This window comes from Rossellomorea vietnamensis NBRC 101237, from assembly GCF_001591825.1.
In the GTDB taxonomy this organism is placed as follows: Bacteria; Bacillota; Bacilli; order Bacillales; family Bacillaceae_B; genus Rossellomorea; species Rossellomorea vietnamensis.
Window position 1 is genome coordinate 47,790 of the sequence record NZ_BCVQ01000014.1, and the last position, 22,609, is coordinate 70,398.

Sequence of the window (22,609 nt, forward strand, 5' to 3'; positions counted from 1 at the left end):
ATGAAGGATGACACAGCATATCGTGGTAGTGGGTTCAGGTGTGATGGGGAGAGGGATTGCCTATGTAAGTGCAACAGGTGGTTTCAGAACCACACTGGTTGATATTAAACAAGAGCAGTTGGATCACGCGAGAGAGGAAATCGAGCTCCTACTACAGAAGGGGATAGAAAGAAACAAGCTTACACAGCAGGAGTATGTAGAAGCAAAAGAACTGATGAGCTATTCAACGAATCTATCGATTGCCGTCAGGGATGCCGACGTGGTCATCGAAGCCGTTCCGGAAAAAACAGACATCAAGCGTGGCGTATTCGAGGTACTGGATGCCCATGCACCTGAGTATTGCTATTTGGCGACCAATACGTCCACCATGAGTCCGACTGAAATCGGATCCTTTACGAAACGTCCGGATAAAGTGATTGCCATGCACTTTTTCAACCCTGTACATAAAATGCCACTCGTCGAAATCGTGCGGGGATTGGAAACGAGTGATGAAACAGCGGAGGTCATCGGGCAGGTGGCCCGCCTGATGGGGAAAGAGACAGTGGTAATCAATGAATTCCCCGGGTTTGTTACAAGCAGGATCTCGGCACTCGTCGGGAATGAAGCCTTCTACATGCTTCAGGAAGGACTCGGGTCTCCCGAGGAAATAGATAAAGCGATCAAGCTTGGCTTAAATTACCCAATGGGTCCCTTTGAACTGGGTGATTTAGTCGGATTGGATACACGATTGAATAATTTAAAGTATCTCCATGAAAAGCTTGGCGAGAAGTATCGTCCGGCGCCACTGTTAGAGAAGTACGTGAAGGCAGGCCGCCTTGGGAGAAAAACAGGCAAAGGGGTCTATGATTATTCAGCACCAAAAGAGAAGGAGCCCCAATCATGAGAGAGGTTGTCATTATCGATGCCGTCCGGACCCCGATCGGAAGATATAAAGGAGCTTTAAAAGAAGTTCGTCCTGATGACCTTGGAGCTCACGTCATCAAAGCCCTGGTGGAAAGGAATCCCCTTGTCCCCGTCCATACGATTGAAGAAGTGGTACTGGGAAACGCCAATGGTGCCGGAGAGGATAACCGGAATGTCGCGCGGATGTCGACTCTCCTTGCGGGTCTTCCTGTCGAAGTCGGTGCGACGACCATCAATCGTCTATGCGGCTCAGGTCTGGACGCTGTGAACTATGCAGCAAGGGCCATTTTAGCAGGAGAAGGGGAGGTCTTCATAGCAGGTGGAACCGAAAGCATGACGCGGGCCCCGTACGTCATGGCCAAGCCTTCAAAAGAATTCCCGAGAGGCAATATGGAAATGTTCGATACGACGATCGGCTGGCGTTTCGTCAACTCCCGGCTGAAAGAAAAATACGGGACCGACTCCATGCCGGAAACGGCTGAGAACGTGGCGAAGCAATTCGGCATTTCACGAGAAGAACAGGATCACTTTGCTTATTGGAGCCAGGTGAAGGCGAAGCGTGCCATGGAAGAAGAACGTTTCAAAGAAGAGATTGTACCGGTGGAGCTTCGTGACCGAAAAGGAAATGTCTCTACCTTCATGATGGATGAGCATCCAAGACCCGACACCAACAGTGAGAAGCTGCAGAAACTTAAGCCCCTGTTCCAGGGGGGGACCGTGACGGCCGGGAATGCTTCCGGTGTGAATGACGGAGCATCGGCCCTCTTACTCATGAGCAGGGAAAAGGCGGAAGAATTAGGCGTCACCCCTCTCGCCCGCTACATGACGTCAGCCACTGCGGGCCTTGAGCCTTCAGTCATGGGACTGGGGCCGATCTATGCCACACAGAAGGTCCTGAAGCGCTCAGGCCTCGCCCTTGATCAGATCGGCTTGGTGGAGCTGAATGAAGCCTTCGCGGCCCAGTCCCTCGCCTGCATCCGCGAACTCGGACTGAACGAAGAAATCGTCAACGTCAACGGTGGAGCCATCGCCTTCGGTCATCCGCTTGGAGCAAGTGGCGCCCGTATCCTTACCACCCTTCTCTATGAAATGAAGAAGAGGAAGGTACGATACGGCCTCTCCACCATGTGCATTGGAGTAGGTCAGGGAATCGCGACCCTCGTTGAAAATATAGAATCGTAAGTGCCCTGTTTTTGCAGGGTTTTTTGTGATTAAGAGGTTTCCTTTTTAGAAAGGATAGACGTGAGGTGATAAAGATGGAATTTGAAATCATGACAGTCGAAAGTGAAAGTCCCTGTCTCGTCGTTGCAGATGAAGATAACGGCAGATTTATGATCAGGAAGGCGGACACGAGCGGGGAAGTGTTCAACAGTCAGGAGGAGCTTGTACATTGGATCGAGGCAAACTGGTCCAAGGAAAAAGTCGTGAACACGTATGATTTTGTGAAGATGCTGGAGATGTTGAGGGTGTATCATTGAGGGACAGGCTCTTTGGGGGCCTGATTTTTTTATTTAGAATATGTATATAAGAATATTCATTTATCTTCCTGGATTTTTTATGCTATTATATTTACTAAACGTAAAATTAACGTCATAAATAAATGCAATAGGATAAAAGGAGAGGCAGCGATGAATACAAGATCAATGATCTTTACACTATACGGGGACTATATTCGCCACTACGGAAATAAAATATGGATCGGCAGCTTGATTCGCCTGCTGAATGAATTTGGTCATAATGATCAGGCCGTTCGTGCCGCGATTTCCCGGATGAACAAGCAGGGATGGGTCCAGGCAGAGAAACAAGGGAACAAGAGCTATTACTCCCTGACTGAACGCGGCGAGGTCCGCATGGAAGAAGCGGCAAACAGGATATTTAAGCTGAAGCCTGAGCAATGGGACGGAAAATGGAGGATCCTCATGTATTCCATTCCCGAAGAAATCAGGAGTATCCGTGATGAACTGAGAAAAGAACTGGTTTGGAGCGGATTTGGAACGCTGTCGACAAGTACGTGGATTTCTCCCAACAACCTGGAGAAGCAGGTGCAATCCCTTATTGATAAATACGATATTAAAGAGTACGTCGATTTCTTCATCGCAGAACACAAAGGTCCGAATGAAAATCAACGGCTAATAGAAAAAAGCTGGGATCTGAATGAAATCAATGACCGATACCAGGAATTCATTTCCCGATACAGCCAACAATACATGATTGATAAGAGTAAAATCAGTAAAGGACAAATGAGCGATGCCGAATGCTTCGTGGAAAGAACGAAGCTCGTCCATGAATACCGAAAATTCCTCTTCGTCGACCCAGGCCTGCCGGAAGAACTCCTGCCTGAAAAATGGCTCGGAGCCCACGCAGCCACTCTGTTCGGAGAATACTACAAAGAACTCGCAGAGCCGGCATCCCGATTCTTTGAAAGTGTATTCGAAGACGGAAACGAACTGAAGAACAAAGATGTGAGCTATAACGTCATGACACATCCGTTATTGCTTGATTGAAAAAAACCACCTGCCGTTTTGAATAGGCAGGTGGTTTTTTTGAGGGACGGACCTCTTGAATTTGACGAAGGCTCTTGTCGAACAATCCCAAAAAGTATAACATAAATTTAACGAAGGGGGATTATAATGAATAACCTAACGAACGTCTTACATATAAAATATCCTATCATTCAAGGAGGCATGGGGAACATCAGCAATGCCCCTTTGACGGCGGCAATTTCTGAAGCAGGAGCACTTGGAACGATCGGAGTCGGGACCATGGACGTGGAGGAAGTGGAAGCGATCATCGTGGAAACAAAAAAGAGAACCAGCAAGCCTTTCGCCCTGAACATCCCGATTTCCATCACACCGCATCTGAAGGAGATGGTTCGTTTAGTGGTGACACACGGCATACCTGTCGTTTCCTTATCAGCGGGAAATCCATCCCCGCTCATTCCTTATTTTCATGAGCACAATGTAAAGGTGATCTGTGTCGTCGCTTCGAAAAAACAGGGAAAGAAAGCGGAAGAGGCAGGTGCGGATGTGATCGTCGCGGAAGGATATGAAGCCGCCGGGATCAACTCCAATCTGGAAACGACCACTCTGGCCCTTATTCCTCAGCTCGTGGATACGGTAAAGATTCCGGTGGTGGCAGCAGGTGGGATCGGTGATGGACGGGGACTTGCTTCCATGCTTGCCCTTGGTGCGAGCGGAGTGCAGATGGGGACACGGTTCATCGCGACCAAGGAAGCTCCTTTTCATGAAAACTACAAGTCTACCCTGGTGGATGCAAAGGACGATAGCACGGTCATCGTGGGCCGTTCTGTCGGCAGGGTGAGACGTGTGATGAAGACACCTTATGCAGATGGGTTGCTTCAAAAAGAGCGGGAGGGGGTCGCTCCTGATGAGTTCAACCACATGACATCCGAGGATCATCACCGGATTGGGGCACTTGAAGGGAAACTGGATCAGGGCTTCATCAACGGCGGGCAGGTGTCCGGTTTAGTAGAGGATATTCCAACGGTAGAGGTGCTGATCGAAAGAATGATGAGCGATGCAAACAGGATTTTCAGAGAGCTTTCCAGCTACGGAATGCGTTCTTAATAGATTAAAGTTTTCTAAGCGCTGCTCCTTTTAGTGAGGGCGCTTTTTTTGGGTGGAGCTCGCAAAGTGGCACAGCTTCAACATCCCCCATCATAGATTCTATCCTCATGTCAGAAAGCTATTGCACAAAAATTTTCCTCAACTTCCTCTAGAAATTCCCCCCAAGACCGACTATACTAGTATTAATTTTTAAATTTTCCGAATATTATTGACTATTTTGTGACTGGAGTGATAATATAACGTTGTATTTACGTTCGTTCATATTTTTATCATACATGGATTTGCTAGTCTAGTAGACTACTGATCATATATCAGGAAGAGAAAAAGGGGGATTTCTGTGAAGAAGAAGAGTTTATTACTTGTTGTGATCTCTATGTTATTTGGAATGCTGATTCTATCAGGATGTGGTAGTGATAAGAGTTCCGGTGGTGGAGATGGTGAGAAGCAATATGTCATCGGGGTAACCCAGATTGTGGAACATCCATCACTGGATGCGGCATTTGAAGGTTTTAAGAAAGCATTGGATGAAAACGGTTTCAAGGAAGGCGAAAACGTTAAGTATGATGTTCAAATCGCTCAAGGAGACCAAAGTAACTCACAAAGCATTGCGAAGAACTTTGTCGGGGACGGTGTAGACCTTATCTTTGCAAACTCTACCCCAAGTGCACAAACTGCCCTGAATGCAACGAAAGACATTCCAATCGTATTCACCTCTGTCACGGATCCTGTCGGTGCTGAACTGGTCAAGTCATTTGACGAGCCAGGTGAGAATATTACTGGTACGACGGATACTCACCCAGAAGCGATTTCAAAGACACTCCACTTTATCACGGATGAAATGAAAGCGAAGAAAATCGGGATTGTCTATAATTCCGGAGAGCAAAATGCTGTCGTGCAGGTAGCTGAAGTGAATAAACTCGCGAAGGAAAAAGGCGTGGAAGTGGTTGAAGCAACGGTTTCAACGTCTGCAGATGTGAAACAGGCGACTGAATCCATGGTGGGAAGGGTCGATGCCCTTTACATCCCGAAAGATAACACAGTCGTTTCAGCCCTTGAGTCGGTCATCACGGTAGCGAATGAAAAGGATATTCCTCTATTCGTCGGGGAACTCGATTCATTGAAAAAAGGAGCCATTGCTGCAAGTGGATTCAACTATGAAGATCTTGGTTACCAAACCGGGTTGATGGCGGTGAAGATCTTAAAAGGAGAGAAAAAACCTTCTGAACTCCCTGTGCAGGCTCCGGAAAACTTCGAGTTGATGTTCAATAAAGCGGCAGCTGAAGAACAAGGTGTGGAAGTACAGGAAGCCTGGTCAGACCTTGGGAAGTTTATCGAAGAAAAATAGGAAGGGATGATGATTCGTGCCAACAGCAATATTCGCATCCTTTGAATCTGGAATCATTTACGCTATTATGGCCCTCGGAGTCTATCTGTCCTTTCGGATATTGGATTTTCCTGATTTAACAGTCGATGGCAGCTTCGTAACAGGGGCCGCTGTCGCTGCAACCATGATTGTCAGTGGCGTAAACCCCGTCATCGCAACGATTACGGCGATAGTGATCGGATTTGTAGCAGGATGTATAACAGGTTTACTTCATACGTTTGGTAAAATTAATGCCTTATTATCAGGGATCTTGATGATGATCGCCCTTTATTCCATCAATCTTCGGATCATGGGGAGATCGAATGTACCCCTGCTCAGTCAGGATACTGCGTTTACAGGGATAGAAGGATTCTGGTCCCCTCTTGGAATTGACGCCGCCCTTAATAAAGTATGGACAGGCATCGGGCTTGGGGAGCCAGTTCCGGGAACATGGAGCATTCTGTTCATCATGACGATCATTACACTGGTGATCAAATTTTTGACAGACGCATTTTTGAAAACGGAAATCGGGTTGGCGTTGAGAGCTACAGGGGATAATCAGAGGATGATCCGCAGCTTCTCTGCCAATACGAATCTGATGATCATTCTCGGATTGGGGATCTCGAATGGGATGGTGGCACTATCCGGTGCCCTGATCGCCCAGTACAGCCGTTTTGCCGACGTCGGAATGGGGATCGGGATGATCATCATCGGGCTCGCTTCTGTCATCATCGGAGAAGCATTATTCGGAACGAAGACGATTGCCCGTACGACCTTAGCCGTTATCGGCGGGGCAATCATCTACCGATTGGTCGTTTCCATGGCTCTCCGTGTGGATTTTCTTGAAACAGGAGATATGAAGCTGATCACGGCGACCATCGTCATTCTGGCCCTTGTCATGCCTAAGGTGATGGATCGTTACAAGGATAAGAAACGAAAGGCGCAGCGGATGGCGGAACGGGTAAACCAAACGTCGATTTCAGAGAGAAAGGGTGATGGCGGTGTTACAATTAAATCGAATTCATAAAGTATTCAATGAAGGGACACCCGATGAGAAAATCGCCCTTGATGATATTCAGCTCTCTCTGAAACCAGGTGATTTCGTGACGGTCATCGGGAGTAATGGAGCCGGGAAATCGACACTGATGAACATCGTCTCAGGGGTGTTGATCCCTGATATCGGAAATGTGTTGATCGATGACCACGAGGTATCGAAGGTTTCTGAGTATAAACGTTCAAAGCTCATTGGCCGCGTATTCCAGGATCCCATGGCAGGGACGGCGCCATCCATGACCATAGAAGAGAACCTGGCCATGGCGTATTCACGCAACCGGACGAGGACCTTCAGGATGGGGGTCACGAAAAAGCGGAAAGTGTTCTTTAAAGAAGTACTTGAAACCCTTCATCTCGGACTTGAAAACCGTCTGAATGCCAAGGTGGGATTATTGTCAGGTGGAGAACGGCAGGCTCTTTCCCTATTGATGGCGACCTTCACAGAGCCATCGATCCTGCTATTGGACGAACACACGGCTGCTCTTGATCCGGCCCGTGCGGATCTGATTACGAACCTGACAAAGGAAATTGTTGAGAAGTACAAGCTCACTACATTGATGGTCACCCATAACATGCAGCAGGCCCTGGATCTCGGGAACCGCTTGATCATGATGGATAAGGGACAGATCATCCTTGAAGTGAATGAAGAACAGAAGAAGCATCTCACCGTCGAAGGATTGCTTCACGAATTCCAGAGGATCCGTGGCAGTCAACTGGCAAGTGATCGGGCACTTCTTTCATAGAATATAAAAAGAGTAAACAACCTTCTGTAAAAAGCAACGGGACTTTGGTTCCGTTGCTTTTTTGCGTTAATAGAGTCACTATGCATAACTTATATTAATATAATATTTTAAATATTTTAACAATTTATTGACTATTTATAAAACAAAATGTTATTATATCGTTGAATTAACGTTATATAAAAATGTATGATTCGTTGGTTTAAAGGGGGAAAGCAATGAAGTCTGGATTAGCAGTAGGACATACCGCCGTTATTACGACTGAAGTCACCCCCGGCATGTATGCCCAGTTTGAAGGAAACGTGGTTCATCCCGTGTATTCAACGGTGTCGATGGTATATCACATGGAATGGGCATCCAGGAAAGTCATTCTACCCTATTTGGAAGATCACGAAGAAGGAATGGGGGCAGAGGTGAACGCCCGGCATGTGGCTCCGGCGAAAACAGGTTCCCTTCTTGAAATTAGAGCGAACGTTATTGAATATGAACGAAACGTCATCGTAACAGAAGTGACTGTCAGAGATAGAGAGAGTGGCAGACTCATCGGAAAAGGTGAAGTGAAGCAAGTGGTATTACCGAAAGAGATAATCAAAGAAAGAATACAAGATAGCTAGATCCATTTAGGAAGCGGGTAGTAAAAGGAGGAAGCAAAGTGTCTAAAGTATCGACTGAATTGAAAGCGGTTACAAACAGAGAGCTTGTAGGGGGAAATGATATGGATATGTTCCAGAAAATACAGAACCATGAACAGGTCGTTTTTTGCAACGATGAGGAAACAGGGCTGAAAGCCATCATCGCCATACATAATACCACCCTCGGTCCAGCTCTTGGCGGATGCCGCATGAGACCTTATTCATCAGTAGATGAAGCGCTTGAAGACGTCCTGCGCCTATCCAAAGGCATGACGTATAAATGTGCAGCGGCCGACGTCGACTTCGGTGGAGGGAAGGCGGTCATAATCGGAGATCCGGAAAAAGATAAACATCCGGAGTTGTTCCGTGCCTTCGGTCAATTCGTCGAATCCCTTAATGGACGATTCTATACAGGGACGGATATGGGGACCACGCCTGAAGATTTCGTTTATGCCTTGAAAGAGACAAATTGTATCGTCGGCGTCAATGAAGAGTACGGCGGAAGCGGTGATTCATCCATCCCGACAGCCATGGGCGTGATTTATGGGTTGCAGGCGACAAACCAAAATGTCTGGGGTTCGAAAGACCTTTATGGAAAAAGCTACGCTATTCAGGGGCTCGGGAAGGTCGGGTTTAAAGTAGCCGAGCGACTGCTGGAAGAGGGAGCAGATCTGTATGTAACGGATATCAGTCAGAAATCCATCGATCTATTGGTTGCGAAAGCGAAGAACATGGGTGCGGCCATCAAAGTCGTATCGGGAGAGGAAATTTATTCTGTGGATGCGGATGTCTTCGTGCCATGTGCCATCGGGGGGGTCATCAACGATCACACGGTGGATCAGTTAAACGTAAAGGCGGTCGTGGGTTCTGCCAATAATCAGCTTTTAGATCTTTCCCATGGGCTGAAGCTACATGAAAAAGGGATCCTGTATGCCCCTGATTACATCGTCAATGCCGGAGGACTGATCCAGGTGGCGGACGAATTATATGAGCCGAACAAAGAACGGGTCCTTCAAAAGACAAGCGCCATTTACAACAGCCTTCAAAACATCTATCTGCAGTCGGAAAATGAGCATATGACCACGGTGGAAGCGGCCAACCGTTTCTGCGAGGACCGGATTCACGCACGCACGAGAAGGAACAGCTTCTTCTCCCATGCGAAGCGCCCGAAGTGGTCGGTGAGAACGTAAATCCAGGCAGTGTCATGATTATCCCGAATCTCCAACAATATTGCACCACACGAGGTGATGAAATGATCGAGGAATTTCAATTGGTCCAAGTGATGGACCAACAAGGTCAACTGGTTCAAAGCGAGTATGAAAAAGATATTTCAGAAGAATTGGCCCGTACGTTTTACCGGCATCTCATCAGGATCCGCACCTTCGATCGTAAAGCCGTCAGCCTTCAGCGCCAGGGCCGTATCGGAACCTATGCACCCTATGAAGGTCAGGAGGCATCCCAAGTGGGGAGCGCCCTTGCCCTGCAGGAGAAAGACTGGTTATTTCCATCCTACCGCGATCATGGCGCAACCATGACATTCGGACATTCGCTCCTTCATATCCTTCTTTTCTGGAAAGGGAGGAATGAAGGGTGTGTCCCTCCTGAAGGGAAGAATATCTTCACTCCAGGCATCCCGATTGCGACCCAGCTTCCACATGCGGTAGGCGCGGCTTTTGCTGAAAAGAGAAAAGGAACCCGGAATGCGGCCATTGTCTATTTCGGCGACGGCGCCACTTCTGAGGGGGACTTTCATGAAGGAATGAATCTGGCAAGTGTGTGGGGGGCTCCGGTCGTCTTCTTCAATCAAAATAATCAATATGCCATATCTGTCCCCATGCACAAGCAAATGAAGACAAAGACCATTGCCCAGAAAGCCCTGGCCTACGATATCCCAAGCGTCCGCATCGACGGCAATGATATTTTTGCCGTTTATTTTGAAACATTGAAAGCACTGGAGCGAGCAAGGAACGGGGACGGACCTACCTTGATCGAATCGGTGACATGGAGATACGGGGCCCATACGACAGCCGATGATCCGACGAAGTACCGTAGCCAGCAGGAAAGCGAGTCCAGGCGTAAAGATAATGACCCTGTCGATCGTTTAACAAAATACATGGAGCTTAGGGGCTGGCTTGACGAGGAATGGACGGCTTCTGTCCAAAAGGAATGTGCGAAGGAAGTGGACCTTGCCGTCGACGAACTTGAATCTTATCCTGCCGCAGATCCGAGCCTGATCTTTGATTATGTGTTTGCCAAACCGACATGGACGATACAGGAACAAAAAGAAAAGCTCCTTGAGCAATTGAGAGGTGAATAGAATGAGCACCTTAACGAAAATGAAAACATTGACGATGGTTCAGGCCATCACGGATGCCATGAGAGTGATGCTCGAAGAAAACCAGGATGTCCTGTTAATGGGGGAGGATATCGGGACGAACGGGGGAGTGTTCCGGGCGACTGACGGCCTGCAACAGGAATTCGGTGAAGACCGGGTGCTGGATACACCCTTAAGTGAAGCCGGCTTTATCGGTGCCGCCATCGGGATGGGGTTGAATGGATTCCGCCCGGTGACGGAGGTCCAGTTTTTAGGATTCATCTACCCGGCATATGAGCAGATCATGACCCATGCTTCCAGAATACGGGCACGCACACTCGGGTCTTTCACCTGCCCACTGGTCATAAGGGCTCCTTATGGGGCCGGGGTCCGGGCGCCGGAAATCCATTCCGACAGCACAGAGGCGCTTTTCACTCACATGCCTGGAATCAAGGTTGTCTGTCCGGCCACACCGTATGATGCTAAAGGTCTTCTGATAGCAGCGATTGAAGACCCCGATCCCGTCCTGTTCCTTGAGCCCATGAGATGCTACCGGTCTTCCAAAGAGGAAGTGCCGGAAGAGAAGTATACCGTGGAAATCGGGAAGGGAAAGGTAGTAGCAGAAGGTGAGGATGTCACGATCATTGCATGGGGCGCGATGGTGAAGATAGCCGAGGACGCAGCGAAGGAAGCGGCGGATAAAGGCATCTCCTGCGAGGTGCTTGACCTCAGAACCCTCTACCCCCTTGATAAGGATCTGATCTCAAACTCTGTCCAGAAGACGGGGAGAACCGTTATCGTCCACGAAGCCCATGCAACGGGTGGGGTTGGAAATGATGTGCTTGCGATCATCAATGACAAATCCTTTTTATATCAAAAAGCGCCTACAGAGCGCGTAACAGGATTCGATACACCTGTCCCGTATTTCGGATTTGAAGATTTCTATTTGCCTGACAGTAAACGAGTGCTTGCTGCAGTGGAGAAAGTGGCGCGCTATTAGACAAGGAGGGAGTCCATGGAAGTTAAGCTTCATGATATCGGGGAAGGGATGACCGAAGCCAATATCAATCACTTTCTTGTGAAGGTGGGGGATATCGTAAAAGCGGATCAACCACTTGTAGAGGTACAAACAGATAAAATGACGGCTGAGATCCCGGCACCATTTTCAGGTGTGATCAAGGAATTCACCGTAAGTGAAGGTGAGACGATTCCCGTTGGATCAACGGTATTGCTGATGGAAAAGGAAAGCAGGGATACTAGCCGCCGTACCGTTTCCCAGACGACTCAGGTCTTGAAGAAGAGGATCCTTGCTTCCCCGTATACGAGAAAAATCGCAAGGGAAAATGGGGTCAATATAGAAGAAGTGGTTGGTTCAGGGGCCGGGGGCAGAATCGTCGATGAAGATGTTCTCCTCTATATGAAAGGCGACATAGGGGCGTCTCCAAAACCTGAAGAGGAAACCGTGCCTGCTGTGCAAACGAAGCCAGCAGAAACCGGGCCAAACACCATCCCTTTCAGGGGCAGGAGAAAACAAATTGCTTCCAAGATGGCGCATTCACTCAGAACCATCCCTCACTGCACCCATTTTGAAGAAATCGACGTGACGAATCTATTAGTCTGGAAAGATACGATGAAAAGAGGGGGCCAGTCCGTTTCCATGGGGGCGTTTTTTATCAAAGCTCTTTCTATCTGCTTAAAAGAGTTCCCGATCTTCAATGCCCGCCTCAATGAAGAGGAAGAATGCATCGAGCTTCAGCCACACCATAATATCGGTATCGCAGTCGACACGGATGACGGTCTGATCGTTCCTGTCATCAAAGGGGTCGAAGGATTGACGATGGTCGAAATCCAGGCTGAAATGAAGGCACTCACCGTCAAGGCTCAGGAAGGCAAGCTTACGATGAAAGAGATCAAAGGAGGCACCTTCACGGTCAGTAATGTCGGCCCGCTGAACGGATCGATCGGGGCCACCCCGATCATTAACGAGCCGGAAGTGGCCCTCATAGCCTTTCATAAAACGAAGAAGCGTCCGATGGTGAACGAACACGATGACATTGTCGTCCGTTCCATGATGAATGTATCCATGTCCTTTGATCACAGAGTGGTGGATGGCGGGACGGCCGTGACCTTTACAAATCGTTTGAGGGATTTGATCGAAGAGCCTCAATCCATGCTTTTGGAGTTGATATAAATGGTAGTGGGAGAAATTACAGAAGAAAAAGACGTCATTGTCATCGGAGGAGGTCCCGGAGGCTATCACGCAGCCATCAGAGCAGCGGGCCTCGGTAGACAGGTCACGCTGATCGAACGGGAGGACCTGGGGGGTACCTGCTTGAATAAAGGCTGCATCCCATCAAAGGTATTCACCCATTTTGCCCAGGAATTCAAAAAGACGAAGCACCTGAAGGAAATGGGGATGGAGTTCGGGGAAGTAGAGGCAAACCTTGCGACTCTTCAACACTATAAAAATAAAAAAATCACCCAGCTCCGTACCGGTGTGGAATCCCTCTGTAAAGCAAACAAGGTTGAAATCATAAAAGGGACGGCTTCATTCCTGTCAGAATCCCGTATCGGAGTCGAAAACGGGCATGAGTTCAGTCTTCTTAATTTTAAAGAGGCGATCGTCGCAACAGGTGGAGACTTTCACTATCCGGATGAAATCATCTTCAATGATGATACGATCCTGAAGGAAAGACAAGTGTTTGAGCTGGAGGATATCCCCCGGGAACTGATCATGTATGGAGCAGATTACATTTCATTGGAGATCGCGTCCGTTTTCTCAACATTGGGAAGTCGGGTCACGCTAATCCTGAGTGAAGAATTAGCATTGGATCCATCCCTTTCCAAAGAATTGTCCAGGCAGTTAAAAAAACAGAAAATCAGTGTCATCAAAGATTGCGTACTGAAAAAGGCCAGTGAGAGGGACGGACATGTCCTTGCAGAGCTCCAAAACGAAGAGGGAGAAACGGTCTCCATCGAAGGCTCTCACTTTGTCGTGAGCGGCCAAGTAAAACCGAATCTATCAGATCTCGGGCTCGACCGCCTTCGTATCGAAACAACCGGGAAGGGATATATCCAGACAGATCGGGAGGGACGGACCTCCATTCCCCATATTTGGGCGATCGGGGATGTGACGGAAGGTCCGTCCCTCGCAGTGAAGGCGATCAAGCAGGGGAAGGCGGCTGCAGAGGCAATGGCGGGACTTCCGGTAGAAGTGGATCTGCGGTTCGTACCTACGGTGGTGCAGATGAGTCCCCCGATTGCGTACACCGGCCTTACAGAAGAGGAAGCGAAGAGTGAAGGGTATTCAGTTACGGTGAGTGAGAATCCTGTCAGGGGAAATGGGTACGCCCAGCTCACAGAGGAAAAGGATGGGTTCGTCAAAGTCGTGTCAGACAGTGAAACGGATGTGATCCTTGGTATCCATATGATGGGGATGGGTGCCGTCGAGCTGATCACTGCAGGTGTAATGGGACTCGAAATGGCAGCGAGGGATGAGGACTTTCGCTTTCCACTCTATCCCCACCCAAGCATGAATGAGACCATGCTCGAAGCGGTCGAAGGGTTAAAGGGGGACGCCGTCCATATGCCTCCCAGAAAAAAAGAACCAGTGAGATGAAAAGAGGGACGGACTTCATCACAGAGAAGCGTTTAAGCTTTACTAGCCATTCTTGAGAAGTTATACAAAACGATTTACTATAATATTCAGAATATACTTACGTTTAATGGAGGGGTTAATATGCAAGAGAACGTGGCAAAAAAACAGGTTAAGGCAGAAGAGGTCTTTCCCGTAAGAGATGTCGATTATTTAGAATATTATACAGGCAATGCCAAGCAGGCAGCCCACTTCTTCTGTACAGCATTCGGATTCAAGACCGTTGCTTATTCAGGGCTCGAAACAGGCAATCGTGACACGGTATCCTATGTATTGCAACAAAACAAGGTGAGATTGCTCATTACAGGGAGTCTGCATGAAGGAAGCCGGGTATCCCAATTCGTGAAGAAACACGGAGACGGCATCAAAGACATCGCACTTGTAGTGGATGATATTGAAAAGGCTTACAGTGGAGCGGTGGAACGTGGTGCCATTGAAATCATGCCCCCTTCCACACTGGAAGACGATAACGGAACAGTGAAGAAAGCCGTGATCGGTACATACGGGGACACGATCCATACACTTGTGGAGCGTAAAGATTACAAAGGGATTTTCATGCCTGGCTTTGAAAAATATGATACGGCGCTTAAAAACGAAGATGCCGGCATCATCGCTGTCGACCACGTCGTCGGAAACGTGGAGCGCATGGAAGAGTGGGTGGAATACTACGAAAAAGTGATGGGCTTCAAGGAAATGCGTCATTTCACGAATGAAGACATCACAACAGAATATTCTGCCCTGATGTCCAAGGTCATGCATAACGGGGGCCGCATCAAATTCCCGATCAATGAACCTGCTGAAGGGAAGCGTAAATCACAAATCCAGGAATATCTTGAGTTCTACGGTGGTCCGGGAGTGCAGCATATTGCCATCCTGACTGAGGATATCGTGAAGACAGTCGGGATCCTTAAGGAAAATGGAGTAGAGTTCCTGAGCACTCCGGATTCCTACTACGAAATGCTCTCAGAGCGTGTAGGTGAAATCGATGAAGAGATTTCGCAAATCAAAGAGCTGAATATTTTAGTGGACAGGGATGACGAAGGGTACCTGCTACAAATTTTCACGAAGCCTATCGTGGATCGTCCGACACTATTCATCGAAGTGATTCAGCGTAAAGGGGCGAGGGGATTCGGTGAAGGAAATTTCAAAGCACTTTTCGAATCCATCGAACGCGAACAGGAGCGCAGAGGAAACCTATAAAAAATAGATAGATAGAATATATATAACGGGGGTCAAAGGACCGGTCAGGGGGTTAACTCATGTAGAGATTAGCTGCTTCTACGCTTAATATCGTACAGATTGAATGTACATATTTTAACGGGAAGATAAGCTAGCACATGAGTCAACCCCCTTCATCCATGAGGAAGGCGAGGGTATATGTATGGCACTGAAGTTCAAAACAAGGGAAGCGGTCACACATATCGCTCCATATGTGCTGGGGAAGACGCTTCTAGATTTAAAGAAGGAGCATGGACTCAGCTCGATCAGAAAGTTATCGGAAAACGAAAATATATATGGCTGCTCCCCGAAAGTGAAAGAGTGGTTTAAAGAAAACGGAAGCGACCTGTTTTTATATCCGGACGGGGCTGCGGTGGACCTGAGTCAAAAAGTTTCAGCGTTCTTGGGCGTTCCGAAAGAACAACTCGTATTCGGGAACGGATCGGATGAAGTGATCCGGCTGTTGACGAGGGCCTATTTGAGTAGCGGAGACGAGGCGATCATGGCCGATGTGACGTTTCCGAGGTATCAGACCAATGTGTTGTTAGAGGGAGGCACACCCGTCATTGTCCCTCTCGTTGCCGGTACCCATGATTTACAGGGCATGCATGAACACATCACTCCAAGAACAAAACTGATCTTTGTCTGCAACCCCAATAATCCTACGGGGACCATCGTAGGGAAAAAGGAACTCCTGCAATTTATCGAAAGTGTCCCATCCAACGTTCTCGTGGTGGTCGATGAAGCTTATATGGAGTACGTGACAACCGATGATTATTTAGAAACCCTGCCGCTTCTGCCGGCATTCGAAAACCTGATCGTCCTCAGGACATTTTCAAAAATTTATGGCCTTGCCGGGTTAAGGGTCGGGTTCGGAGTCATGAATGAGGAAATTGCTGAACAGCTCCGTAAAGTGAAGGATGTCTTCAATGTGAATACCGTTGCCCAGAAATCGGCGATCATTGCCCTGGAAGATCAGGCGTTTATAAGGGAATGCACCCATAAGAACGAACAGGGCCGTCATTACTTGGAGGGGGAATTCGACCGGATGGGCTTATCCTATTTCCCTTCTCAATCCAACTTCATCATGGTGGACACAGGCTTGAATGGAGACGTGGTGTCCCATGAACTCGTAAAAGAGGGCCTCGTCGTCCGTTCAGGAACGCTTCTGGGATACCCGGACACGGTCAGGGTCACGGTTGGAACAGAAGAGGATAATAAACGATTCGTAAAAGCTCTTGAAGTCATTTTGAATAACAAAGGGGTGAAGTGAAATGGACATCAAACCCCAGACCCTTGAGTGGCAGTCAGCGTATAAATTGATGATCGGCTCGATTCTGCCAAGGCCGATTGCCTTTGTTTCGTCCATTGATGAAAAAGGGAATGCGAACCTCGCTCCATACAGCTTCTTTACGGCGATTTCTGCAGAGCCTATGCTCGTCTGCTTCTCTCCCATGAGAAGAGGGAAAGATGGCAGCAAAAAGGATACCCTTCGAAATATCGAGAAAACGAAGGAATTTGTCATCAACATCGTCAGTGAAGAGTTTGTGGAGGAGATGAATAACTGTGCCATCGAATTTGATTCCGACGTGGATGAATTTGAACAGGTCGGACTGACGAAGAAGGAGTCCATCACGGTAAAGCCTCCTGGAGTGACGGAAAGCAAGGTTCAGTTGGAATGCGTGCTTCATGAGGTCCTTCACTTCGGCGATCATCCCGGTGCAGGAAGCCTTGTCATCGGGAAGGTGGAGTGTGTCAGGATCAATGATGAACTCTACTATGACGGGAAAATAGATTCAGAGAAACTCAAACCGGTGGGAAGGCTTGCCGGCCAGATGTACACTAAACCATTATCCGATTCATTTGAATTGATTCGAAAAAGGTGATGACACGTGAAGTTGGTTAGTTTTTTAATAGATGGAGAAGTAAAGGCGGGGATGGTTCAGGATGAACTTGTCGTGGATATCCATGCTGTGAGCGGAGGCTCACTCCCTAAAGATATGATATCCATCATCAATCTTGGTGACGAAGGCATAAAACGGATGAATGAGCTCGGAAGCTTTTTGGAGAAAGACAAGGGAGTGCATTCAATACGTGATATCACCCTGACATCGCCGATTCCAAGACCTGTGAGCATCCGGGATTTCTATGCCTTCGAAGAGCATGTGAAAACGGCCCGTAAACGAAGGGGGCTCGATGTGGTGCCGGAATGGTATGACATTCCCGTGTTTTATTTCACCAATCACTTAGCTGTAAAAGGTCCAGGCGATCCCATCGCGAAACCTGCCGGCTGTGAGTGGCTCGATTACGAGCTGGAAATCGCCTGCGTCATCGGAAAAGAAGGCAGGAACATTTCCCCGGCCAATGCGGAAGAATTCATTTACGGCTATATGATCATGAATGACTGGAGTGCAAGGGACATCCAGAAGCATGAAATGAAAGTCGGGCTCGGTCCTGCGAAAGGAAAGGATTTTGCCACGTCATTCGGACCTTATGTAGTGACGAAGGATGAGATGGATACGTATCGAAACGGGGAACGTCTTGATCTGCCCATGACGGCAAAAGTGAATGGGAAGCTCTTATCCGAGGGGAATTATCAGGATATTCATTATACATTTGAAGACATGATCGAGCGCGCATCGAGAGACGTCACCCTGTATCCCGGTGAGGTGATCGGATCCGGTACGGTCGGCAGCGGCTGCATTTTAGAGCTTGGTCCCGAAATGCATCCGTGGTTGAAGCCCGGGGACGTAGTGGAATTAGAGATTAAGGGATTAGGAGTATTAAGGAATACGATTGTAGAGAGAAGAAAGGGGGAGGACCATGTACTATCGTCAATTGGGGAACATACCTCATAAACGTCACACCATGTTTAAAAAGGAAGACGGAACGCTTTACAGGGAGCAGGTCATGGGAACGAAGGGATTCTCGGGAACCCAGTCGATCCTGTATCATCATCACTTGCCCACGGCTGTGGCGAAAACAGAGTTTTTAGGCAGTTATATGCCGGAATTTGAGGAAGAGGGTGCTCTGCGTCATCGACATTTCTTTACAGACAAAGTCGAGAAGAAAGGGTGTGCCTTAAAGAGCCGTGAGTATTTACTTGGTAACTCCGATTTATTGATTGGAACCGCCTATGTCACGGAAGAGATGACAAGCTTTTACCGGAATGGTGACGGTGATGAAATGCTTTATATCCATTTTGGTAAAGGAAAGGTAGAGACGATGTTCGGTACGATCACGTATGGAAAAGGAGATTATGTGGTGATTCCGATTGGGACCATCTACCGGGTCGTTCCTGAAGAAGAGACGAAGATGCTGATCGTCGAGTCCTTCAGCCAGATCACCACTCCCCGTCGCTATCGTAACGAGTACGGGCAGCTGCTGGAACACAGTCCGTTTTGTGAACGTGATCTGCGGGGACCGGAGAAGCTTGAAACGAAGGATGAAAAGGGAGAGTTTGAAGTGATCACCAAATCCAGGGGTGCGCTTCATTCCCATGTATTGGATCATCATCCACTGGACGTCGTCGGATGGGATGGATATTTATATCCATGGGTATTCAACATAGAGGATTTCGAGCCGATCACCGGCCGTGTCCATCAGCCGCCGCCTGTTCACCAGACGTTTGAAGGTCATAACTTCGTTGTATGTTCATTCGTGCCGCGATTATATGATTATCATCCTGAATCGATCCCGGCTCCCTATAACCACAGCAATGTGAACAGTGATGAACTGCTGTATTATGTGGAAGGGAATTTCATGAGCAGGAAGGGGATCAAAGAAGGGTCGATCACGCTACATCCGAGCGGGATACCACACGGGCCTCATCCAGGAACGACGGAAGCCAGTGTCGGAAAAAAAGAAACCTTGGAGCTCGCTGTCATGATCGATACCTTCAAGCCGTTGAAAATCGTCAAAGAAGCAAACGATGTCGAAGATCAGAATTATATGTTTACATGGGTTTAGAAGAATCAATCCAGAGGCCTGACTCTGGATTGATTCTTTTTTTGTTGCATAAACATGCCTATTCCAGATTCGATCCGGCTGGGTACAAACTCCCCGAACGCCGATAGCTGTAGGATTTTGTCGAAAAATTTTTCAAGAGGCATTCTCCAAATCTGAACCACCATTCACCACCCTTAATGAAAAAATTCTCAAAAATTTTTTTCCTCCCACAAACTCTATAAGGACAAAGATGTAAGCGTTTACTTATAATCAGATTAATCTAAATAGTCAAATAATTTACAAAAAGCCTGTTGACCTTCCTGGGAAACGGGAGTAATATTGTCCTCAATATAAAAAACAGAGCCGGCGGGAAGCGGTAGTCACAAACCAATCAGCCGCGTTCTGAGTAGGCTTATCCAGTCAACGTACTTTCGTTGCAAAAATAAATTTCTGAATAATCAAATAAATCACAACCGGGAAAGGAATGATTAACATGAACGAACAGTGGATCTACTTAGACGGACAATACGTAAAAAAGGAAGACGCAGTTGTATCTGTGTACGACCATGGTTTTCTATATGGAGATGGAGTGTTCGAAGGGATTCGAATGTACGATGGGAACGTGTTCCGTCTGGATGAACATGTTGATCGCCTTTATGACTCAGCAAAATCCATCATGCTGCACATTGAACTCTCTAAAGAAGAGATGAGCGACATTATCGTTGATACATTGAAAAAAAATAAGCTCGAAAATGCCTACATACGGGTGGTCATTTCCAGGGGTGTTGGAAACCTGGGGTTGGATCCATTCACTTGCAGGAAGCCACAGATCATCGTCATTGCTGAACAACTGGCTCTATTCCCTAAAAGCTTATATGAAACGGGCATTGATATCGTTACCGTCGCAAGCCGGCGAAATCGTGCGGATGTACTTTCACCTAAAGTTAAATCATTAAACTACTTAAATAACATTCTCGTTAAAATCGAAGCCAACCTTGCAGGCGTAAGCGAAGCTTTGATGTTGAACGATCAAGGATATGTAGCAGAAGGATCGGCTGATAACATCTTCATCGTGAAGAAAGGGAAAATCCTTACACCTCCAGGATATGTAGGAGCGCTCGAAGGGATCACCCGGAATGCGATCATCGAAATTGCCGAAAAATCAGGTTTCGAGATGAAAGAAGAAGTCTTCACCCGACATGATGTATATACAGCAGATGAAGTGTTCTTAACAGGAACAGCCGCTGAAGTCATTGCCGTTGTAAAAGTTGACGGACGTGTCATCGGAGACGGAAAACCTGGAAAGTATACAAATCAATTATTGCAGGAATTCAGAAACACTGTCACGCAGGATGGAAGAAAAGTTTACAAACAAAACGCTCAAGTTGGCTAAGTTGGAGGTGATGACGTGCGAAGTGACATGATCAAGAAAGGGATCGACCGGGCTCCCCACCGCAGTTTACTCTACGCGACGGGAGTCAAGCTCGAAGACATGGAAAAACCATTTATCGGGGTATGTAACTCTTATATCGACATCATCCCCGGTCATATGCATTTAAACGGATTCGCCCAGGTGGTGAAAGAAGCGATCCGGGAAGCGGGGGGAATCCCGTTCGAATTCAATACGATCGGTGTGGATGACGGGATCGCCATGGGGCATATCGGGATGAGGTACTCACTCCCAAGTCGCGAACTGATCGCCGACTCGGCAGAAACCGTCATCAACGCTCACTGGTTTGACGGAGTATTCTACATTCCAAACTGTGACAAGATCACACCGGGAATGCTGATGGCATCAGTCAGAACCAATGTCCCTTCCGTTTTCGTATCGGGAGGCCCCATGGAAGCAGGAGTATCGAGTGAAGGGAAGCCACTATCACTCGTATCCGTTTTCGAAGGGGTCGGAGCCCATCAGTCAGGAAGGATGACGGCAGAACAGCTTCTCGATATCGAAGCCAATGCCTGTCCGACCTGTGGGTCATGCTCCGGGATGTTCACGGCGAACTCCATGAATTCCCTTATGGAGATGCTCGGAATGGCTCCACCGGGTAATGGAACGATCGTGGCTACTTCTAATGAGCGTCACCAGTTAATCAAGGATGCAGCAAAGTACCTCGTAGAAATGGTTAAGAAAGATATCAAACCGAGGGATATCATCACGGAAGATACCATCGATGATGCTTTCGCCCTGGATATGGCGATGGGAGGCTCGACGAATACGGTCCTTCATACGCTGGCGATTGCGAATGAGGCGGAAATCGATTATGACATCAACCGGATCAATAAAGTCGCAGAAAGGGTTCCCTACCTATCCAAGATAAGCCCGGCATCCGATTACTCCATGCAGGATGTTCACAATGCAGGAGGGGTCAGCGCCATCATTAAAGAGCTCTGTGAAATGGAAGCTGTACACAAAGACCGTATCACGGTTACAGGGAAGTCACTTTATGAAAATGTGAAGGATGCGCATATTCAAAATGATGATGTCATCCGCCGCAGGGAAAATGCCCACAGTCCAGTCGGGGGATTATCCGTTCTCTTCGGCAATATCGCTCCTAATGGCGGTGTCATCAAAGTGGGGGCAGTCGACCCATCCATTAAAACATTCATGGGTGAAGCGATTGTATATGAATCCCAGGATGATGCCCTTGCCGGAATTGAAAGCGGAGAAGTGAAAGAAGGTCATGTTGTCGTTATCAGATATGAAGGTCCAAAGGGCGGTCCGGGAATGCCGGAGATGCTGGCACCGACGGCAGCCATTGCAGGACGCGGGCTTGAGAAGAAAGTCGCACTCATGACAGACGGCAGATTTTCAGGAGCATCCCGTGGTATTTCCATCGGGCATGTCTCCCCTGAAGCAGCCGAAGGAGGGCCGATCGGTGTGGTGGAAAATGGAGATCCCATCTTCATTGATCTTACAAACCGGACGATTTCCCTCATGGTTTCTGAAGAAGAGTTGACGTTCAGGCAACAGGAGTGGGTACAGCCTGCTCCGAAAATCAAAAAAGGGTATCTTGCAAGATACGCAAAACTTGTTACATCAGCAAGTACAGGTGGAATCTTGAAAACGGAATAAGTGAAAGCGTTGAAGAGGTTAAAGGATTGGGAGCTGTATTTTCAGAGAGCTGGTGGTGCTGCAAACCAGTAATACAACCAATACCGACATCCCCTCTGAGTATCGTTCTGAACCGTGTAA

Annotated in this window: 21 protein-coding genes; all 21 read left to right on the forward strand. The window is 47.9% G+C overall.

The genetic code is table 11. The annotated features are described in order from the left end of the window. Positions 1 to 7: 7 nt before the first annotated feature. Positions 8 to 883, forward strand: coding sequence for a 3-hydroxyacyl-CoA dehydrogenase (locus tag BVI01S_RS09790; protein WP_061810009.1), 876 nt, complete (start codon positions 8 to 10; stop codon positions 881 to 883). Continuing rightward, on the forward strand, positions 880 to 2,085 hold the full coding sequence (locus BVI01S_RS09795) for a thiolase family protein (protein ID WP_061810010.1): 1,206 nt from the start codon (positions 880 to 882) through the stop codon (positions 2,083 to 2,085). Before BVI01S_RS09790 ends, BVI01S_RS09795 begins: the two co-directional genes overlap by 4 nt. Positions 2,086 to 2,159: 74 nt before the next feature. After that, positions 2,160 to 2,381 carry a hypothetical protein gene (locus tag BVI01S_RS09800; protein ID WP_034760983.1) on the forward strand — a complete coding sequence of 74 codons (222 nt, stop codon included), beginning with the start codon at positions 2,160 to 2,162 and terminating at the stop codon, positions 2,379 to 2,381. Between the two features lie 150 nt (positions 2,382 to 2,531). After that, the gene (gene paaX, locus BVI01S_RS09805; protein WP_034760985.1) at positions 2,532 to 3,407 is read left to right on the forward strand and encodes a phenylacetic acid degradation operon negative regulatory protein PaaX; all 876 of its coding nucleotides are present in this window, start codon (positions 2,532 to 2,534) and stop codon (positions 3,405 to 3,407) included. 126 nt (positions 3,408 to 3,533) lie between these two features. Continuing rightward, complete coding sequence (locus BVI01S_RS09810; protein ID WP_061810011.1) at positions 3,534 to 4,490, forward strand: NAD(P)H-dependent flavin oxidoreductase; 957 nt, start codon at positions 3,534 to 3,536, stop codon at positions 4,488 to 4,490. A 373-nt stretch (positions 4,491 to 4,863) separates the two neighbouring features. Continuing rightward, positions 4,864 to 5,835, forward strand: coding sequence for an ABC transporter substrate-binding protein (locus BVI01S_RS09815; RefSeq protein WP_034762640.1), 972 nt, complete (start codon positions 4,864 to 4,866; stop codon positions 5,833 to 5,835). A gap of 16 nt (positions 5,836 to 5,851) precedes the next feature. Then, the gene (locus BVI01S_RS09820; RefSeq protein ID WP_061810012.1) at positions 5,852 to 6,880 is read left to right on the forward strand and encodes an ABC transporter permease; all 1,029 of its coding nucleotides are present in this window, start codon (positions 5,852 to 5,854) and stop codon (positions 6,878 to 6,880) included. After that, positions 6,855 to 7,649, forward strand: coding sequence for an ABC transporter ATP-binding protein (locus BVI01S_RS09825; RefSeq protein ID WP_034762642.1), 795 nt, complete (start codon positions 6,855 to 6,857; stop codon positions 7,647 to 7,649). The genes BVI01S_RS09820 and BVI01S_RS09825 overlap by 26 nt, the downstream gene beginning before the upstream one ends. A 215-nt stretch (positions 7,650 to 7,864) precedes the next feature. After that, positions 7,865 to 8,260 (forward strand): thioesterase family protein, encoded by a 396-nt coding sequence (locus BVI01S_RS09830; protein ID WP_061810013.1) that lies wholly within the window; start codon positions 7,865 to 7,867, stop codon positions 8,258 to 8,260. Positions 8,261 to 8,361: 101 nt separating this feature from the next. Then, a complete protein-coding gene (locus BVI01S_RS09835) occupies positions 8,362 to 9,468 on the forward strand; it encodes a Leu/Phe/Val dehydrogenase (RefSeq protein WP_061810036.1) in 1,107 nt (368 codons plus the stop codon). 62 nt (positions 9,469 to 9,530) lie between these two features. After that, positions 9,531 to 10,595, forward strand: a complete 1,065-nt coding sequence (pdhA, locus tag BVI01S_RS09840; RefSeq protein WP_061810037.1) for a pyruvate dehydrogenase (acetyl-transferring) E1 component subunit alpha — start codon at positions 9,531 to 9,533, stop codon at positions 10,593 to 10,595. A gap of 1 nt (position 10,596) precedes the next feature. Beyond that, positions 10,597 to 11,592 (forward strand): alpha-ketoacid dehydrogenase subunit beta, encoded by a 996-nt coding sequence (locus tag BVI01S_RS09845; RefSeq protein WP_061810014.1) that lies wholly within the window; start codon positions 10,597 to 10,599, stop codon positions 11,590 to 11,592. Positions 11,593 to 11,607: 15 nt separating this feature from the next. Beyond that, the gene (locus tag BVI01S_RS09850) at positions 11,608 to 12,783 is read left to right on the forward strand and encodes a dihydrolipoamide acetyltransferase family protein (RefSeq protein ID WP_061810015.1); all 1,176 of its coding nucleotides are present in this window, start codon (positions 11,608 to 11,610) and stop codon (positions 12,781 to 12,783) included. After that, complete coding sequence (gene lpdA / locus BVI01S_RS09855; protein WP_061810016.1) at positions 12,784 to 14,211, forward strand: dihydrolipoyl dehydrogenase; 1,428 nt, start codon at positions 12,784 to 12,786, stop codon at positions 14,209 to 14,211. Positions 14,212 to 14,331: 120 nt separating this feature from the next. Continuing rightward, the gene (gene hppD, locus BVI01S_RS09860) at positions 14,332 to 15,447 is read left to right on the forward strand and encodes a 4-hydroxyphenylpyruvate dioxygenase (protein WP_061810017.1); all 1,116 of its coding nucleotides are present in this window, start codon (positions 14,332 to 14,334) and stop codon (positions 15,445 to 15,447) included. A gap of 181 nt (positions 15,448 to 15,628) precedes the next feature. Next, positions 15,629 to 16,738 carry a histidinol-phosphate transaminase gene (gene hisC / locus BVI01S_RS09865; protein WP_061810018.1) on the forward strand — a complete coding sequence of 370 codons (1,110 nt, stop codon included), beginning with the start codon at positions 15,629 to 15,631 and terminating at the stop codon, positions 16,736 to 16,738. Between the two features lies 1 nt (position 16,739). After that, entirely contained in the window at positions 16,740 to 17,351 is a 612-nt protein-coding gene (locus tag BVI01S_RS09870) for a flavin reductase family protein (RefSeq protein ID WP_034761025.1), read from the forward strand. Between the two features lie 6 nt (positions 17,352 to 17,357). Next, the gene (locus BVI01S_RS09875) at positions 17,358 to 18,323 is read left to right on the forward strand and encodes a fumarylacetoacetate hydrolase family protein (RefSeq protein ID WP_061810019.1); all 966 of its coding nucleotides are present in this window, start codon (positions 17,358 to 17,360) and stop codon (positions 18,321 to 18,323) included. Further along, a complete protein-coding gene (locus BVI01S_RS09880) occupies positions 18,289 to 19,434 on the forward strand; it encodes a homogentisate 1,2-dioxygenase (RefSeq protein ID WP_061810020.1) in 1,146 nt (381 codons plus the stop codon). The genes BVI01S_RS09875 and BVI01S_RS09880 overlap by 35 nt, the downstream gene beginning before the upstream one ends. Positions 19,435 to 19,906: 472 nt before the next feature. Beyond that, positions 19,907 to 20,806: a branched-chain-amino-acid transaminase gene (gene ilvE / locus BVI01S_RS09885; protein ID WP_061810021.1), complete on the forward strand. Its 900-nt coding sequence runs from the start codon at positions 19,907 to 19,909 to the stop codon at positions 20,804 to 20,806. Positions 20,807 to 20,821: 15 nt separating this feature from the next. Further along, a complete protein-coding gene (gene ilvD / locus BVI01S_RS09890; RefSeq protein ID WP_034761035.1) occupies positions 20,822 to 22,489 on the forward strand; it encodes a dihydroxy-acid dehydratase in 1,668 nt (555 codons plus the stop codon). Positions 22,490 to 22,609: the final 120 nt, after the last annotated feature.

Excerpts from the sequence above, each read along its gene's own strand:
- pdhA (WP_061810037.1), top strand. The coding sequence starts at position 9,531 with ATGATCGAGGAATTTCAATTGGTCCAAGTGATGGACCAACAAGGTCAA.
- BVI01S_RS09830 (WP_061810013.1), top strand. The coding sequence starts at position 7,865 with ATGAAGTCTGGATTAGCAGTAGGACATACCGCCGTTATTACGACTGAA.
- BVI01S_RS09810 (WP_061810011.1), top strand. The coding sequence starts at position 3,534 with ATGAATAACCTAACGAACGTCTTACATATAAAATATCCTATCATTCAA.
- BVI01S_RS09790 (WP_061810009.1), top strand. The coding sequence starts at position 8 with ATGACACAGCATATCGTGGTAGTGGGTTCAGGTGTGATGGGGAGAGGG.
- BVI01S_RS09800 (WP_034760983.1), top strand. The coding sequence starts at position 2,160 with ATGGAATTTGAAATCATGACAGTCGAAAGTGAAAGTCCCTGTCTCGTC.
- BVI01S_RS09880 (WP_061810020.1), top strand. The coding sequence starts at position 18,289 with ATGTACTATCGTCAATTGGGGAACATACCTCATAAACGTCACACCATG.
- BVI01S_RS09870 (WP_034761025.1), top strand. The coding sequence starts at position 16,740 with ATGGACATCAAACCCCAGACCCTTGAGTGGCAGTCAGCGTATAAATTG.
- paaX (WP_034760985.1), top strand. The coding sequence starts at position 2,532 with ATGAATACAAGATCAATGATCTTTACACTATACGGGGACTATATTCGC.
- hppD (WP_061810017.1), top strand. The coding sequence starts at position 14,332 with ATGCAAGAGAACGTGGCAAAAAAACAGGTTAAGGCAGAAGAGGTCTTT.
- BVI01S_RS09835 (WP_061810036.1), top strand. The coding sequence starts at position 8,362 with ATGGATATGTTCCAGAAAATACAGAACCATGAACAGGTCGTTTTTTGC.
- ilvE (WP_061810021.1), top strand. The coding sequence starts at position 19,907 with ATGAACGAACAGTGGATCTACTTAGACGGACAATACGTAAAAAAGGAA.
- hisC (WP_061810018.1), top strand. The coding sequence starts at position 15,629 with ATGGCACTGAAGTTCAAAACAAGGGAAGCGGTCACACATATCGCTCCA.
- BVI01S_RS09845 (WP_061810014.1), top strand. The coding sequence starts at position 10,597 with ATGAGCACCTTAACGAAAATGAAAACATTGACGATGGTTCAGGCCATC.
- BVI01S_RS09850 (WP_061810015.1), top strand. The coding sequence starts at position 11,608 with ATGGAAGTTAAGCTTCATGATATCGGGGAAGGGATGACCGAAGCCAAT.
- lpdA (WP_061810016.1), top strand. The coding sequence starts at position 12,784 with ATGGTAGTGGGAGAAATTACAGAAGAAAAAGACGTCATTGTCATCGGA.
- BVI01S_RS09795 (WP_061810010.1), top strand. The coding sequence starts at position 880 with ATGAGAGAGGTTGTCATTATCGATGCCGTCCGGACCCCGATCGGAAGA.
- BVI01S_RS09815 (WP_034762640.1), top strand. The coding sequence starts at position 4,864 with ATGTTATTTGGAATGCTGATTCTATCAGGATGTGGTAGTGATAAGAGT.